11 protein-coding genes are annotated in these 15,569 nt (G+C 71.0%); 3 read left to right on the top strand and 8 right to left on the bottom strand.

The window, feature by feature from the left end:
• Window positions 1-16: 16 nt before the first annotated feature.
• Both ACFHNC_RS12905 and ACFHNC_RS12900 read right to left on the bottom strand, forming a co-directional pair.
• A complete protein-coding gene (locus ACFHNC_RS12905; RefSeq protein WP_437169621.1) occupies window positions 17-943 on the bottom strand; it encodes a nucleoside hydrolase in 927 nt (308 codons plus the stop codon).
• Window positions 940-2,109 carry an amidohydrolase gene (locus ACFHNC_RS12900; RefSeq protein WP_437169620.1) on the bottom strand — a complete coding sequence of 390 codons (1,170 nt, stop codon included), beginning with the start codon at window positions 2,107-2,109 and terminating at the stop codon, window positions 940-942. Before ACFHNC_RS12900 ends, ACFHNC_RS12905 begins: the two co-directional genes overlap by 4 nt.
• Before the next feature lie 134 nt (window positions 2,110-2,243).
• Here ACFHNC_RS12900 and ACFHNC_RS12895 point away from each other — a divergent pair, with 134 nt between their 5' ends.
• From ACFHNC_RS12895 to ACFHNC_RS12885, 3 genes are read left to right on the top strand one after another with little or no spacing between them, the layout of a single operon-like run.
• Window positions 2,244-2,936 (top strand): phosphoribosyltransferase, encoded by a 693-nt coding sequence (locus ACFHNC_RS12895; protein ID WP_437169619.1) that lies wholly within the window; start codon window positions 2,244-2,246, stop codon window positions 2,934-2,936.
• The gene (locus ACFHNC_RS12890; RefSeq protein WP_437169618.1) at window positions 2,933-4,504 is read left to right on the top strand and encodes an ABC transporter substrate-binding protein; all 1,572 of its coding nucleotides are present in this window, start codon (window positions 2,933-2,935) and stop codon (window positions 4,502-4,504) included. Before ACFHNC_RS12895 ends, ACFHNC_RS12890 begins: the two co-directional genes overlap by 4 nt.
• Window positions 4,501-6,270 carry an adenine deaminase gene (locus ACFHNC_RS12885; RefSeq protein WP_437169617.1) on the top strand — a complete coding sequence of 590 codons (1,770 nt, stop codon included), beginning with the start codon at window positions 4,501-4,503 and terminating at the stop codon, window positions 6,268-6,270. Before ACFHNC_RS12890 ends, ACFHNC_RS12885 begins: the two co-directional genes overlap by 4 nt.
• On the opposite strand, the gene opgC is transcribed toward ACFHNC_RS12885, so the two are convergent.
• The 6 genes from opgC to ACFHNC_RS12855 all read right to left on the bottom strand — a co-directional run bounded on the left by opgC (window position 6,267) and on the right by ACFHNC_RS12855 (window position 15,488).
• On the bottom strand, window positions 6,267-7,376 hold the full coding sequence (opgC, locus tag ACFHNC_RS12880) for an OpgC domain-containing protein (RefSeq protein ID WP_437169616.1): 1,110 nt from the start codon (window positions 7,374-7,376) through the stop codon (window positions 6,267-6,269). The two genes, ACFHNC_RS12885 and opgC, sit on opposite strands and share 4 nt — an antisense overlap.
• A 3-nt stretch (window positions 7,377-7,379) precedes the next feature.
• The gene (locus tag ACFHNC_RS12875; RefSeq protein WP_437169615.1) at window positions 7,380-7,844 is read right to left on the bottom strand and encodes a hypothetical protein; all 465 of its coding nucleotides are present in this window, start codon (window positions 7,842-7,844) and stop codon (window positions 7,380-7,382) included.
• A gap of 66 nt (window positions 7,845-7,910) precedes the next feature.
• Window positions 7,911-8,789 carry an endonuclease/exonuclease/phosphatase family protein gene (locus ACFHNC_RS12870; RefSeq protein ID WP_437169614.1) on the bottom strand — a complete coding sequence of 293 codons (879 nt, stop codon included), beginning with the start codon at window positions 8,787-8,789 and terminating at the stop codon, window positions 7,911-7,913.
• An 82-nt stretch (window positions 8,790-8,871) separates the two neighbouring features.
• A complete protein-coding gene (locus tag ACFHNC_RS12865; protein WP_437169613.1) occupies window positions 8,872-9,741 on the bottom strand; it encodes a transglutaminase family protein in 870 nt (289 codons plus the stop codon).
• Window positions 9,742-12,168: a circularly permuted type 2 ATP-grasp protein gene (locus tag ACFHNC_RS12860; protein WP_437169612.1), complete on the bottom strand. Its 2,427-nt coding sequence runs from the start codon at window positions 12,166-12,168 to the stop codon at window positions 9,742-9,744. It abuts the gene before it with no gap.
• A 47-nt stretch (window positions 12,169-12,215) separates the two neighbouring features.
• Complete coding sequence (locus ACFHNC_RS12855) at window positions 12,216-15,488, bottom strand: DUF2126 domain-containing protein (protein ID WP_437169611.1); 3,273 nt, start codon at window positions 15,486-15,488, stop codon at window positions 12,216-12,218.
• Window positions 15,489-15,569: the final 81 nt, after the last annotated feature.

Raw genomic sequence — 15,569 nt, 5'->3', positions numbered from 1 at the left:
CGGCCGCGGCGGATCGTCAGCGCAGCGTTGCGATGCGCGTGGCCAACAGGTCGAAGAAACCGGGCGCGTCCAGCGTCTCCAGCAGGTTCAGGTTTGGCGGGCGGGCCAGCCGTTGCCAGCGATCGATCACGGTGCGGCCTCGGCCCGGGCCGGGGCCGCAATCCACCTCCGCCTGAGCCTCGCGCGCGCCGAATAGCGCCGGCGCCAGCAGCCAGGCCACCGCGGTCGGGTCGTGCAGCGGGAAGCCGCGATGACCCATGCGGCGGGAGGGTGGCAGCGCGCGCAGGATGGCCGTCGCCGCGCGCCAGCAGGCCCCGCCCGCCCGCGCTTCCAGCGCCGTCACCACCACCGGGGTGACGAAGGCCTGCGCCGTCAAGTCTAGTGTCGCCATGGTCAGGCGGCAGCCCAGGCCAAGCAGGATGGCCAGCGCCTCCGGGTCGTTCCAGGCGTTGAATTCGGCGGCGGGGGTGATGTTGCCCTCAGACCAGGCACCGGACATCAGCACGATCTCCGCCACCCGATCCACCAGCGCCGGCTCCGTCGCGAAGGCCAGCGCCAGGTTGGTGACGGGGCCAAGGCCGATCACGGTGACGGAGGCAGCGGGCGCCGCCCGCAGCAGGTCCCGGATCGCATCCGCGGCGATGCCGGGGGCGAGCGGCGGGCCATCCGGCAGGCGCACGCCGGCCAGCCCGTCCTGGCCATGCACCGCCGTCTCGAAGCGGAAGGGCGCCATCAGGGACCGCGCGGCACCGGCCGCCACCGGGATGTCGCGGCCCGCCAGCCCGACGATGGCGCGCGCATTGGCGGTGGTCGACGCCAGGCCGACATTGCCGCCCGCCACCGTGACAAGCCGCACATCCAGTTCCGGCGAGGCCAGCGCCAGCCACAGCGCGATGGCGTCATCCGTGCCCGGGTCGCAATCGATGATCGTGGTGCGGCTCATGCCAGTTCGCGCTCCACCAGGCTGCACCAGAAGGCCGCGCCATGCGGCAGGGCGGCGTCGGGGAAGTCGAAATGGACGTTGTGCTGGAAGCCTTCCGGATGCACGGGCTCACCGGTGCCGAGCCAGGCATAGGCGCCGGGTATGCGGGCCAGGAACTCGGAGAAATCCTCGCCCGCCGTGATCGGTGGATGGTCGTCCCGCACCGCCGTGGCCGTGCCGGTCGCGGCCGCCAGCATCACCGCGGCCTGCGCGGCGTGGTTCACGGTGGGGCCGAGGCGGCGGATGTAGCGCGGCGCCGCCTGGACCCGGTGCTGAAGCGCGACAGCCTTGGCGATCTCCCTGATGCGGGTTTCCAGATGTGTGCGCACCGCTTCCTCCAGCGCGCGCGCAGTGCCGCGCAGGAAGACGCTGTGGGGGATGACATTGGGCGCCACCGCATCGCCGGCCGCGATATGGCCGACGCTGACCACGGCGGTGCCGAGCGGGTCCACCTCCCGCGCCGCAATGGCTTGCAGGCCGAGGATGAAGGCCGCCGCCGCCAGCGTCGCGTCGCGCCCGAGATGCGGCTTGGCGCCGTGGGTACCGATGCCGGTGAAGGTCACCTCCCACGTATCGGAACTCGCCAGCACCGGGCCCTTCGGCACGGCGACGGTGCCCAGCGGCAGGCCGGGCAGGTTGTGCAGGCCGTAGATGGCATCCACGGGGAAGCGCTCGAACAGGCCTTCCTCCGCCATCACTCGCGCGCCGCCGAGCGATTCCTCGGCGGGCTGGAACACCAGTTGCACGGTGCCGGCGAAGCGGTCGCGATGCGCGGCCAGCCATTCGGCGGCGCCGAGTAGCATCGCCGTGTGGCCATCATGGCCGCAGGCATGCATGCGGTCGGGGGTGGTGCTCGCGTAGGTCAGGCCGGTCGCTTCCGTCATCGCCAGCGCGTCCATGTCCGCGCGCAGGGCGATGGCGCGGTTGCCGGGGCGGCCCTGGATGGTGCCGACCACGCCGGTGCCGGCGATCCCCTCCGTCACCGCAATGCCCCAGCCCCGCAGCAGGTCCGCGACGCGAGCGGCAGTGCGGTGTTCCTGGAAGCCGAGTTCCGGGTGGCGGTGGAAATCCTGGCGCCAGGCGGTCATGGCGGGCAGGGCGACGGCGAATTCTGCGGGGCTGGGCAAGGCGGGCGCCTCGGGCAGTGGAGGGTGCTGGCCTACTGCATTTTTCAATCCGGCGGAATCGCAAGGCGCGGGGCGCTGTTGCGGCACAGCGCCGCAGCGTGGCAGTTTGCGCCACGCAACCCCATGGAATCCGGATGGCGTATTGGCAGCATTTCGGCGCGCCGCCGGCCGCGCGCCCGCCGTTCCGCGAGACCTACCCCGCCCCCCTGCCCGATGGCACGGTGCTGGACCTGCCGCTGCGCGATTTTTCCGACTTTGCCGTGGCCGGGCTGATCGCCAACCAGGCCAGCTTCGCCGTGGTGCGCCGCCTGGCCGGCCTCATGGCCCAGGCCGCCCGCCCGCTGGGGGCGGAGGTGGTGGTGGGGCTGCCGAGCCTGGGTCAGGTCTTCGCCCCCATGGTCGCCGAATCGCTCGGCCACACCAACTGGGTCGCGCCCGGCTGGTCGCGCAAGCGGTGGTATGAGGATCGGCTTTCGGTGCCGGTGCATTCCATCACCTCCCCCACCCCGCGCCGGCTCTGGCTGGATCCGCGCATCCTGGACCGGATGGCGGGACGGCGGGTGCTGCTGGTGGATGATGTGATCTCCACCGGCACCTCCGCCCTCGCGGGGCTGGAATTGCTGGAAGCTGCCGGCATCACCCCGGTGGGGCTGCTGGTGGCGATGGTGCAGGGCGATCGCTGGCAGGACGCCTGGCCCGCCGCCATCCCCATCCGCGCCGCCTTCGCCACGCCGATCTTCCGCCCCTCCCCCGCCGGCTGGCTGCCGGAGCCCGGGACCGCCCCGCATCACCTGTGTCTGACGACCGCCAAGGACCACGCCGCATGATCCGCTCGCTTCGCGCCGCTTTGCTCGGCACCGCACTTCTCGCCAGCCCCGTGGTGGCGCAGGAGAATATCCGCATCGGCGTGGAGGCGGGGCCGACCAGCCTGGACCCGCATTTCGCCAGCCTGATCACCAACATCGCCTTCGCCCGGCACGTCTTCCAGCCGTTGATGGAACAGGATGCGACGCAGAATCTGCGCCCGGCCATCGCCCTGTCCCTGCGCGCGGTGGAGGATCTGGTCTGGGAGGTGAAGCTGGACCCCGCCGCCCGCTTCCATGACGGCGCGCCGGTGACGGCGGAGGATGTGGCCTTCACCATCGCCCGCGCCGGCGATGTGCCGAACTCCCCTTCCTCCTTCCGCTATGCAACGCGGCCGATCGCGGCGGTGGAGGCGGTGGATGCCACCACCATCCGCATCCGCACCACGCAGCCCACACCGCTGCTGCCGAACTTCCTGGCGCTGGTGATGATCGTCTCGAAGAAGCATGGCGAGGGTGCTTCCACGGCAGACTACAATGCCGGCCGCGCCATGATCGGCACGGGGCCTTTCCGCCACGTCTCCTGGCAACCGGGCAGCCCCTACGTGATGGAGCGCAACCCGGCCTTCGCCGGCACCGCGCCGGCCTTCCAGCGGGTGGAGTTCCGCCCCATCGCCAACACCGGCGCCCGCGTCGCCGCCTTGCAGGCCGGCGATGTGGACATGATCGAGATCGTCCCGCCCGACCATTTCGCCCGCTTCAAATCGGAAGCCGCGCGCTTCACGACCGCCGAAAGCCCCTCCAACCGCCTGATCTTCCTGACGCTGGACAGCGACCGGGAGGACAGCCCGCACATCCGCGGCCGCGACGGCGCGCGCATCGCCAACCCGCTGCGCGATCCCCGCGTGCGGCGTGCGCTGTCGCTGGCCATCAACCGCGATGCCATCGTCTCCCGCATCATGCAGGGCCAGGCGCTGGCGGCCGGCGATCTTGGCCCGCCCGGCTATTTCGGCACCTCCCCCGACCTGCGGCCGACGCCGTTCGACCTGGACCAGGCGAAGCGCCTGCTGGCGGAGGCGGGCTACCCGGATGGCTTCGCGGTGCAGATCAACGGCCCGAATGACCGCTACATCAATGACGAACAGGTGGTGCAGGCCATCGCCCAGATGTGGACGCGGCTGGGTCTTGCCCCCACCGTGGAGACCAAGACGCGGTCCATGTGGCTAAGCGAGGCGGCGCAGTTGCGCTATTCGGTGAACCTGGCCGGCTTCTCGCCCAACCCGGAACTGCTCGGGATGCTGGAGACGCAGATCCATAGCTGGAACACCACGCTCGGCCTCGGTACCGCCAATCGCGGGCGGTTTTCCAACCCCGAGATCGACGCCATCATCCAGCGCGCCCGCACCACCATCAATGACGACCAGCGCCGCACGCTGACGCAGCAGGCGACGCGGATGGCGCTGGTGGACCAGACGGCGCTGATCCCGCTGTTCTTCCCGGTGAACACCTGGGCGATGCGCCGCGGCTTCACCTATGAGGCGCGGACGGATGAGATGACGCTGGCCTTCAGCGCCGGGCGCGCGGCGCGGTGAGCGAGGCCGTCGATCCGGCGGTTCGCGCCCGCGCTGTTCAGGCCGCACGCGGCGCCGCGCCGTTTGACCTGCTGCTGCTGGGCGGCACGGTCGTGGATGTGGCGACCGGCGAATTGCGCGCGGCGGATGTCGGCATCGTCGGTCCGCTGATCGCCTCCGTCCATCCGCCCGGAACGCGGAAAGATGCGGCGGTGGTGGAGGATGTGGCGGGGCGTTACCTGGCGCCGGGCTTCATCGACAGCCACCTGCATTACGAAAGCAGCCTGATGGCGCCGGCGGATTACGCCGCCGTCGTGGTCCCCGCCGGCACCACCACCTGCGTCTGGGACCCGCATGAGCTGGCGAACGTGCTCGGCGTGCCGGGCGTGCGCTGGGCGGTGGAGGCCTCCCGCGGCTTGCCGCTGCGGACGCTGGTCGCGGCGCCATCCTGCGTGCCCTCCGCGCCCGGGCTGGAGCTGGCGGGGGCCGAGATCGGCGCGGCGGAGATGGCGGAGATGCTGTCCTGGCCGGAGGTGGTCGGCGTGGCGGAGGTGATGGACATCCCCGGCGTGCTGCGCGGCACGGCGCATATGACGGGCATCGTCGGCGCGGGGCTGGCCGCCGGCAAGAACGTCAACGGCCATGCGCGCGGGCTGCTGGATGCCGATCTGCAGGCCTATGCCACGGCGGGCGTCACCTCCGACCACGAGATCACGGCGGCGGAGGATTTCCTCCAAAAACTGCGCGCGGGGCTGACGGTGGAGCTGCGCGGCAGCCACGACCAGGTGCTGCCCGGTGCCGTCGCGGCCCTCGCCACGCTGCCGCTGCTGCCGGTGAACCTGGTGCTGGCGACGGATGATGTGTTCCCGGATGAGCTGGTCGCGAAGGGCGGGTTGCGGGACACCATCGCGCGGGTGATCGTGCGCGGGTTGTCGCCGATCAGCGCCATCCGGCTGGCGACGCTGCACGCGGCGATGCGGTTGAAGCGGGACGATCTCGGGCTGGTGGCGCCGGGGCGGCGGGCGGATATCGTGGTGCTCTCGGACCTCGCCACGGTCGCGGTGGATCGCGTGCTGGTGGATGGCGTCGTGGCCGCGCGCAGCGGTGCGCTGGTCGCGCCACCCGCGCGCCGGACCGATGCGCCGACGAACACCATGAAGCTGCCAGCGCAAACAGCGGATGCCTTCCGGCTGCATGTCCACGGCGTGCAGAATGGCCGCGCGAGGCTGCGCCGCATCATCGGCAATCGTTTCCCGGCCTGGGGCGAGGCGGAGGTCGTGGTGCGCGATGGCGTGGCGGAGCCGCCGCCGGGCCACGCGGTACTGACCATCATTCACCGTCACGGCCGTGCACCGGCCACGCCGCGCACCTGCCTGACGGATGGCTGGGGCGCGCTGCGCGGCGCCATCGCCACCACCATTGCACATGACAGCCACAATCTGCTGGTGCTCGGCGACACGGCGGAGAACATGGCCGCCGCCGCGAATGCCGTGATCGCAGCCGGCGGCGGCATGGCGGTGGCGGAGGGCGGTGCGGTAACGGCGCTGCTGCCGCTGCCCATCGCCGGCCTGCTGGCGGAAACGCCGCCCGCCACCACCGCGCGCAACTTCGCCGCACTGCGTCAAGCTGCGGATCGGGTGTGCGACTGGCAGCCGCCCTACCGCATCTTCCGCGGCATCACCGGCGTTTCGCTGGCCTGCAATGCGGGGCCGCATCTGACCGACCTGGGCCTGACCGATGGCGGCACCGGCGACATCTTCGACCCGGCGGAGCCGCTGCCGGCCTAGGCCCGCGCCAGTTTTCGTCCCGCCAACCGCCGCCGGTCCAGCACCGCGGCGAAGCCGGCCAGTGCCGCGACGCCGGCCGGCATCAGCGCCAGTTCCAGCCACCAGGCGCCGGCCGGGTGCAGCGCCAGCGCCGTGGCCACACCCCAGGACAGGAACAGGCCGAGGCAGAACACATGCAGGCTGTGCTGGCCGATCAGCGCCAGCACCTGCGGCACCGCGCCATGCATCCAGGGCGCATCGCGCGGCACCAGCACCGCCACCAGCCAGGCCAGGGCCAGCGCATGCGCCAGCCGCAGCGGCCCTAGAATGGGTTTCTCCGCCGCCCCCTCCAGCAGCACCGGCGCCGGGACGGCCCAGCCATAATGGCCGAGCTTCACCCACAGCCCCGCCGCGACCACCGCCACCGCCAGCGCCAGCAGCGTCGGGTCGCGCCGCAGCGGCGGGCCGCCGAGCAGCGCGCGCCGCCCACACCAGGCCCCGAGCAGGAACAGGACCTGCCAGGCGAAGGAATTGAAGCCGATCTCGGTGCCGCCCAGCCCGGGCAGGTTCAGGCCAGTGATTTGCGCCGTGGCGTACAGGCCAAGCGGAAAAAGCAGCGCCCGATCGCCCAGCCGTTCCAGCAACCACAGGAAGGGCGCCAGCAGCAGCATGCAGAAGACGAACAGCGGCAGGATATCCATGAAGGCGGGCTGGTACAGCAGCACCAGCGTGCCGCCGATGGCGCGCAGCGGGTCCTCCGCCAGCCAGCCCCAGCCCACGGCCTCGGGCGGCACCGGCGCCGTCATCCGCATCCAGAACACCATCGCGGCGAACAGCGCGAAGACCAGCAGATGCGTCAGGTACAGCTTGCGGATGCGCATGCGGAGGTCGCGCAGGGCCGCGGCGAACCCATCCCGCGCCCGCTTCAGCGTGAAGACGGAGCCGAGCGCGAGTCCCGACAGCAGCACGAACTGCTCCGAACTGTCGGAGACACCCCAACTCGCATGGATGCCCCAGAAGTAGATCGCGCCAAAGGCGTGGGCGATGAAGATCGAGACCTGGAGCCAGCCGCGCAGGACATCCAAACGGACATCGCGGGGCGGGCGCTTCAACGCGGCGGGCGCCACGGCTCAGGCCGCCTGCGGCAGCAAGCGGCCGCGCAGCCAGTCCAGCAGCGCGAGCGCCTCGGCGCGATGCGCGAACAGCACGAAGGCCGCCATGAACCAGGTGAACACCGCTTCCTTGAACAGGCCGCCGCCATCGCCATAGGGATCGATGCCGAGCGGGCTGACCGTGTGGAAGAAGATCGCGCCCGACATGGTGCCGAGCGACAGCGCCGCGCCGATCATCCGTGTGCGCGGGATCAGCACGAAGACGGCGCAGAAGATTTCCAGGATGGCGACGAACAGCCGGAACGGCTTCTCCCCGCCCGGCGTGCCGAGCCAGTCGGAGAGGATGGTGAACAGATGGACCGAGCCTTCGTTGCCCGTCAGCTTGAACTGCTGGTACCAGGTCAGCTCATAGGCAATCCAGATCGCCGCCGGCCAGGCCAGCCATTTCAGCACGCGATCGGTGCCGGGGGAGAGGGTCAGCATGGCGGGCGCTCCGCTTGATGGATGCACCCAGCTTCGCCGGCCCCCTACGCCCGGTTACGGAATGTCTCAGCCCAGATCGAGATCGAGGAAGATCGGCAGATGGTCGCTGCCCTCGGCCTCGGTGCCGATGCGCGCGGCGCGGAAGGCGGGCACCAAGGCGGGGTGCAGCAGCGCGTAGTCGATCCGCGCACCCTCCTGCCCCTTCCACTGCGCCATGGTGTAGCCGGACAGCTCGACATGGCCCGCCAGCACCCAGGAATCCGCGAACTGCCCGCGCACCGCCACGCGACCCGGGCGATGCGTCGAATCGCCTACCAGCATGGGGTATTCGGGGCCGTCCGGGCGCAGGTTGAAGTCGCCGAACAGGATGCAGGGCTCGGGCGGCGCGGGCTCGGCCCAGCCCTCGGTCCAGTCATTGTCGCGACCATTCGCCCAGGCCATCCCATCCCGCGGCGCGCTGGCCACCATCGCCTTCAGCGCCTGCACCTGCGGGATGCGGGTGACGGGCGCCAGGTGCGACAGATGGATGGAATAGATGCGGATGGGCCCGCCCGGCAGGTCGATCACCGCCTCCACCGCGCAGCGCTGCACATCCTGCTGATCCGCCGGCGGCAGGAAAGGCAGCGGCAGGGTGCGGGTGGAGCGGATCGGGAAGCGGGAGAACACGGCATTGCCGAAGCGCCGCCGGCGGTTCACCACGCGGCCTGCGTCATCGGTGAAGCTGGCATCGACATCATAGGTGGCGCCAAAGACCATGTGGCGGTTCAGCCGCGCCGCGAACCAGGCGGCCTGGTCGACGAAATCATTGCGCGCGAAGCCGGTGGCGACTTCCTGCATGGCGATCACGTCGGCCGCCTCGACCTCCCGCGCGATGCGCTCCAGGTCATACAGGCCGTCCTGGCCCTTGCCGTATTGGATGTTGTAGCTGGCGAAGGTGATGGTCACGAAAATGTCCCCGACATGTCGCCCAAAACTGGCGCCGGAGGGTGCGCGGCGTCCAGGGTCGGAAATGTGACAGGCGGCGTCGCTACTCCGCGATCAGGTCCACGCCCACCGTCAGCTTCTGCCGCCCGCCGCCGAGCAGGATGCCGGTCACCGGGCTGACATCCGAGAAATCCCGTCCCCAGCCAAGCAGCAGATGCTCGTCCGACACCACCAGATCGTTCGTCGGGTCCAGATCCACCCAGCCATGCCGCGGGCCGAGCCAGCAGCCGACCCAGGCATGGCTTTGATCCGCCCCCTGCCGGCGCTTCTGCCCCGGCGGCGGGCGGGTACGGACATAGCCGGAGCAGTAGCGGGCCGGCAGCCCCAGCGCGCGCAGCCCGGCGATCATCAGATGCGCGAAATCCTGGCAGACGCCTGCGCGCAGCTCAAGCACCCGGGAGACGGGGGTGGAGATGCTGGTGACGCCCGCCTTGAAGGCGAAATCCCGCCGGATGCGGGCGCATAATTCCCGCACGCCGGCCATGATCGGCCGGCCCGGCGGGAAGGATTCGACGGCATAGGCGCCGGCGGCGCGCTCGGCCGGGGCGTGGTGGCTGGGCAGGGTGAATTCCGCCGCGTCCCAGCCTTCCGGGCTGCGCGCGGCGTCGCGCACCTGTTCCCAGGGCAGAGTGTCCTCGGCCGGGGGCGGTGGCGCGAAATCCACCTCGACCGTCGCCTTCAGCGTCACCTCGAAGGCGTCATGCGTGGTGCCGATGAACAGCCAAGTGACGCCGTTGCCGAAATGGTCCTGGCCATCCTTGCGGTGCCCGCCCTCGGGCAGCACCGCGATCTCCGCGGCGCGCACCACCTGCCCCGGCAGCTTCCGCGGCGACAGGTGCAGAAGGTGGGAGGCGAGGTCCACCGAGCGGCCGTAACGATAGGCGGTGCGATGCCAAAGGGTGTAGCGGGTCATCTAGTCCTGCGCCCCGCTCTCGTCTTCGCCCAGCGAATGGGTGCGGACATGGCTGACATAGCGCCGCGCCACCGCATCCGACAGGGCCGCCGTCTCCGCCTCCAGCGCGTGCAGCGCCGCCGGCAAGGCGGCAACCGCCGCATCCCGGTCCGCGGCCACCAGCACAGCATCCACCAGCGCCTGCGGCCGCGCGGCGAGCGAGGCAGCGGTGGCGGCCAGCAGATCCTCCGCCCCGGCAATCTCCGCCAGTCGTTCCTTCACCGCGGCCAGCTGATAGCCCAGCGCCCGCGGGTTGCCCGGATCGGCCAGCACCAGGTCCAGCACCGGCGCCGCCTGCACCGCCGCCAGGTAGCGGGCGCGATAGGTCAGCGCGCTATCGCACAATTCCAGCGCCAAGCGCAGCCCGGCCTCCAGCCGTTGCGGTGGCTGGTCCAGCGCATGCGCCAGGTTGCGCGCGGTGGCCGTCGCACGCTCGATACGCCGGCCGAGGTCGAAGAACATCCAGGCGCCGCCGCGCACCATGTTCTCTGCCGCGATGCCGGACAGCGCGGTGCAGAAGCGGATGATGGCGGTGGCCGCCGGGGCCAGCGCGTCCAGCCCGCCGACACCGGCCAGCAGCCGCGCCCTTCCCTCATGGATCAGATGCGCGAAGGCGGCCCACATGTCATGCGTCAGCCGGTCCCGCACCGCCACCTGCGGCCGCTCCACTGCCTCCAGCAGGCCGAGCAACGCGCCGCCCGGCCCGGCGGCGGCGCGCAGCGCGCGCGGCAAGGCGGTGCCATCGGCGGGGCTTGCGGCGGCCTCGGCATCGATCAGCCCGGCGGCGTGCAGGCAGCGGGCGAGCGCCTTGATCTCCGCCACCTCCCGCGGCATCGCGGCGCCACGCAACAGGCGCGCCAGCAAGGCGCGCATCAGCCGCGCCGCCGCATCCAGCCTTTCGACGTAGCGGCCGAGCCAGTACAGATCATCCGCCACCCGGCTCGGCAGGTCGCCGGAGGCGCGCTGGATGGTGAGCGTCGCAGCGCGCGGGGCGGCGGGGCCGACGATGTCGTGCGTGTCCTCCGACATTACCCAGACATCCTTGGCGGAGCCGCGGCGAGCCGGCGGGCCGGCGATGGCGCCGCTGCCCTCCAGCACATGCGCCATGCCGCCGGGCATGGCGTGCCATTGGCCGGCGGCGTCGCGCATCAGGAACATCCGCAGCACCACCGGCGCCGGCTCCAAGGCCTCGCCAGCCAGTTGCGGCGCGGCGGAGGGCGGCATGGGGCGGGTGGCGGCGAACATCCATGGGGCGGCGCTGCCGCGCTCCGAAAACGCCTCCAGCGCGCCCAGCGGCGGCTCCTGCCCCTGCTCGAAGGCGGAGCGCAGACGCCAGGCTTCGGGCGCGGCCTGCACGGCTTCCCGCGCCGCCGGGTCGCCCATCCACAGCGTCTCCAACCCGGCCAGCGCCAATTCCTCATCCAGCAGCAGCCGGGCACAGGCGGGCAGATAGGGCGTGGCGCCGGGCATTTCGGCCAGCATCGATCCGGGCGCATTCACCAGCCGCACGGCGCCATCGCGCAGCACCCGCATCAGGCCGGGCACGCCGGTGCCGGCATCGAATTCCAGCGGGTCCGACATCTCGCCCTTGATGCGGCGCAGGATGACATCGACACGCTTCAGCCCGCGCAGGGTCTTCAGGAACACCTCGCCGTCGCGCACGGTCAGGTCACCGGTCTCGACCAGTTCAAGGCCCAATTCGCGGGACAGGAACAGATGCTCCAGCCAGGTTTCCTGCTTGGCGCCAGGGGTCAGCAGGGCGAGGCGCGGATTGTCCACGCCGGGCGGCGCCAGGGCCTGGAGCGAGTCGATCCAGCCATCGAAGAAGGGGCGCAGGCTGCGGACCTGCACGGCGCGAAACGCCTCCGGCAACACGCGGGCCAGCAGGTTGCGGTTCTCGGCGGCGAAGCCCACGCCATTGGCGCCGCCGGTGCGGTCCGCCAGCACCCGCCAGGCGCCGTCGGGGCCGCGCAGCAGGTCGGCGCCATAGAAGGTCAGGCGCGGGAACGGGACATTGGCGGGTGCCCGGCAGGGGCGCAGGAAATGCGGATTGCCGAACACCAGCGTCGCCGGCAGCGCGCCCTCGGACAGCAGGCGCTGGGGGCCGTACAGATCCTCCAGCATCGCCGCCATCAGCCGGGCGCGCTGGGCCAGGCCGGATTCGAGGGTGGCGAATTCGGCCGCGGACAGGATCAGCGGAACCGGGTCGCAGCGCCAGGGGCGGCGGGGGCGGCTGGCGGAATCGGCCAGCACGGTGGCCACGCCCTCCTCCTCGAAGGCGCGATCCAGGCGGCGTCCGCGTTCGGCCACCGCGGCGTAGCCGAGCGAGGAGAAGGCGCCAAGCAGCCCACGCCAATGCGGCCGCACCTGGCCGCGGCCGTCCACCATCTCATCCAATTGCGGTTGCGCGTGGTCCGCGTGGGCGGGTGCGTCGGTCAGGTGTGGCGCCTCAGATCCAGGGTACGGGGAGTTGCACGGGAGTTTAGCACGCGCGGTGGCGGCATGGCGCCCGGTGTATGGCCGAATGCGAAGAACAACGCGCGGCGGCGCGCCTCGGCTTCGTTCGCATTGACAGGGAAGCTCTGGTAGTTGCGGCCGCCTGGATGCGCCACATGGTGCTGGCAGCCGGCCAGGCTGCGGCCGGTCCAGCTATCCCACACATCGAAGGTCAGCGGCGCCTGGGCGCGCACCGTGGGGTGCAGGGCGGAGGGCGGGTTCCAGGCCTTGAAGCGGATGCCGGCGACGTATTCACCCTCCGTCCCCGTCGGCGTCAGCGGCACGGCAGCGCCGTTGCAGGCCAGCACGAAGCGTTCCTCCACCCAGCCCGTCACCCGCGCCTGCAGGCGTTCCACGCTGCTGTCCACGTAGCGCGTGGTGCCGCCGGCGGCGGTTTCCTCGCCCAGCACATGCCAGGGCTCCAGCGCATTGCGCAGTTCCAGTTCCATGCCGCGGACGGCGATGTGGCCGACCTTCGGGAAGCGGAACTCGAAATGCGGCTCGAACCACTCGGCCTGCACGGGGAAGCCGAGCGCCTGCACTTCCTCGATGACTTCAGCAAAATCCTGGCGGGCGTGGTGGTGCAGCATGAAATCGTCATGCAGGCGCGTGCCCCATTTGATCAGGCGGCGCTCATAGGGCCGCTGCCAGAAGCCGGCGACGAGGGCGCGCAGCAGCAGTTGCTGGGCGAGCGACATGCGCCAATGCGGCTGCATCTCGAAGCCGCGGAACTCCACCAGGCCGAGGCGCCCGCCCGCGCGGCCCGGATCATACATCTTGTCGATGCAGAATTCGGTCCGGTGGGTATTGCCCGTCATGTCCACCAGCAGGTTCCGGAAGATGCGGTCGGTCAGCCAGGGGGAAACCTGGGTGCCGGCCGGGGGAACCTGCGCCAATGCAGTTTCCAGCTCATGAACCGCATCGCCGCGGGCCTCATCCACCCGCGGATGCTGGCTGGTCGGGCCGATGAACAGCCCGCTGAACAGGTAGGAGAGCGAGGGGTGGTTGTGCCAGAAGCCGACCAGCGACTTCAGCAGGTCCGGCCGCCGCAGGAAGGGGCTGTCCGTCGGCGTCGCCGCGCCCATCACCATGTGGTTGCCGCCGCCGGTGCCGACATGGCGGCCATCCAGCATGAATTTCTCGGCCGCCAGCCCGATCTGGCGGGCTTCCTCATACAGCGTCTCGGTCCGCGCGCTGGTCTCGGCCCAGCTGGCGGAAGGGTGGATGTTCACCTCGATCACGCCCGGGTCGGGGGTGACGGAGAAGTTCAGGACACGCGGGTCCTGCGGCGGCAGGTAGCCTTCGAGGAACACGCGGCGACCGGTCTCCCGCGCCGTGGCCTCGATGGCGGCGACCAGGTCGAGCCAGTCCTGCACCACGGCGAGCGGCGGCAGGAAGATGTGCAGCAGGCCGCTGCGGGGCTCCACGCACAGCGCGGTGCGGACCACGCCCGGCTCCTCCTTCCCCGGTTCCGGCACCGGCTGTTCGACAATCCGGGCGCGGGCCGGGCCTTCGCGGCGCGGCTGCAAGGGTTCGCGCCGGGCGAAAGGATCGGGCTCCGGCTCCGCCTCGATGCTGTCCTCGGTAGCCCAGGGAAGGCTGTCCAGCGGCAGGCGGAAACCCATGGGGCTGTCGCCGGGGACCAGGAACAGCTCGCCGTCGCGGAAAGACCACTTGCCGGATTCCCACACCCGATCCCCGGCGCCGACGCGGCGCAGCGGCAGCACGCAGCCGACCTCCGCCGCGAGGCCCTGGCCGAACAGCCGCGCCAGGCGGGCGCGTTCCAGCGGGTCCTTCAGCTTGGCGTCCTCGGCCACGACATTGGCCGGCAGCCGGCCTTCCTTCCACAGATAGTAGTGGACGTCCTCCCGCGCCGACATCAGCAGCGACGCATCCAGGCCAAGCCGTGTCGCCAGCGCCGTGGCGAAGGTGGCGGCATCGGCGGCGGTCGCATCGCCGGTATCGTCATCCGAGGCCAGCAGCGCAGGGTCCGTCCAGACCGGCTCTCCATCCGTGCGCCAGTGGCAATGCAGGCCCCAGCGCGGCAGCGGCTCGCCGGGGTACCATTTGCCCTGGGCGTAGGTCAGCGCGGCGCCGGGCGCCCAGATCGGCTGCAGGCGGCGCAGCAGGCGGCCGGCGAGCTTGCGCTTGGTGGGACCCAGCGCATCCGTGTTCCACTCCGCCGCATCACGGTCACCCTCCGCCACGAAGGTCGGCTCGCCGCCCACGGTCAGGCGCACATCGCCCGCGGTCAGCGCCTGGTCCACGGTGGCGCCGAGCGCCATGATCCGCGCCCAGTCTTCTTCCGTGTAGGGCTTGGTCACGCGCGGCGATTGCGCGACGCGGCGGACCTCCATGTGGAAGCCGAATTCCGTCTCCGCCTCATCCACCCCGCCGGTGATGGCGGCCGCCGAGGCCGGCTCCGGCGTCGCTGCCAGCGGGATATGCCCCTCGCCCGCCAGCAGGCCAGAGGTCGGGTCGAGGCCAATCCAGCCGGCGCCGGGCACATAGACCTCGCACCAGGCGTGCAGATCGGTGAAATCGGCGGAGGCACCGACCGGGCCAGTGACGGATTTCACATCGGGCACGAGCTGGATCAGATAGCCCGAGACGAAGCGCGCGGCGAAGCCCAGATGCCGCAGGATCTGCACCAGCAGCCAGCCCGAGTCGCGGCAGGACCCCTTGCGGTTGGAAAGCACTTCCTCCGGCGTCCAGACGCCGGGCTCCATCCGCACGATGTAGCCGATCTCGGTGGACAGCTTCTGGTTGAGGTCCACCACGTAGTTCACCGTGCTCGGCGCCTCACGCGGAATGTCCTTCAGATAGGCTTCCAGCAGCGGGCCGGGCGTCGCGACCCGGCGGAAGGGGGCGAGCTCCTGGGCGAGGGTCGGGTCGTAGGTGAAGGGAAAGGTCTCGGCCTCCGGCTCCACGAAGAAGTCGAAGGGGTTGATCGTGGCCATGTCGGCCAGCAGATCCACAGTGACGACGAATTCCCGCACACGTTCCGGGAACACGACGCGGGCGATGAAATTGCCCTGCGGGTCCTGCACCCAGTTCAGGAAATGCGGCTTCGGCGAGATATCCAGCGAGTAGGACAGGATCGGCGTGCGGCAATGCGGTGCCGGCCGCAGCCGGATGAGTTGCGGCGACATGCCAACCAGGCGGTCATAGCTGTAGCTGGTGCGATGGGTGAGCGCAGCGTGGATGCTCATGGGGCGTGCGGGTCCGGCCGGGATTGCGTCAAACGCTATCCCACCGGAATGGAGGGGGCCGCAAGGCAGAGAATGGCCTCG

The sequence above is a fragment of the Falsiroseomonas sp. E2-1-a4 genome, from assembly GCF_051433165.1.
Lineage (GTDB): Bacteria > Pseudomonadota > Alphaproteobacteria > Acetobacterales > Acetobacteraceae > Falsiroseomonas.
This window is presented reverse-complemented; position numbering and strand designations above follow the sequence as displayed.

Coding starts and splice junctions, on each gene's coding strand:
- ACFHNC_RS12905 (WP_437169621.1), bottom strand. CDS start 943: ATGAGCCGCACCACGATCATCGATTGCGACCCGGGCACGGATGACGCC.
- ACFHNC_RS12895 (WP_437169619.1), top strand. CDS start 2,244: ATGGCGTATTGGCAGCATTTCGGCGCGCCGCCGGCCGCGCGCCCGCCG.
- ACFHNC_RS12890 (WP_437169618.1), top strand. CDS start 2,933: ATGATCCGCTCGCTTCGCGCCGCTTTGCTCGGCACCGCACTTCTCGCC.
- ACFHNC_RS12875 (WP_437169615.1), bottom strand. CDS start 7,844: ATGCTGACCCTCTCCCCCGGCACCGATCGCGTGCTGAAATGGCTGGCC.
- ACFHNC_RS12865 (WP_437169613.1), bottom strand. CDS start 9,741: ATGACCCGCTACACCCTTTGGCATCGCACCGCCTATCGTTACGGCCGC.
- ACFHNC_RS12860 (WP_437169612.1), bottom strand. CDS start 12,168: ATGGTGGACGGCCGCGGCCAGGTGCGGCCGCATTGGCGTGGGCTGCTT.
- ACFHNC_RS12855 (WP_437169611.1), bottom strand. CDS start 15,488: ATGAGCATCCACGCTGCGCTCACCCATCGCACCAGCTACAGCTATGAC.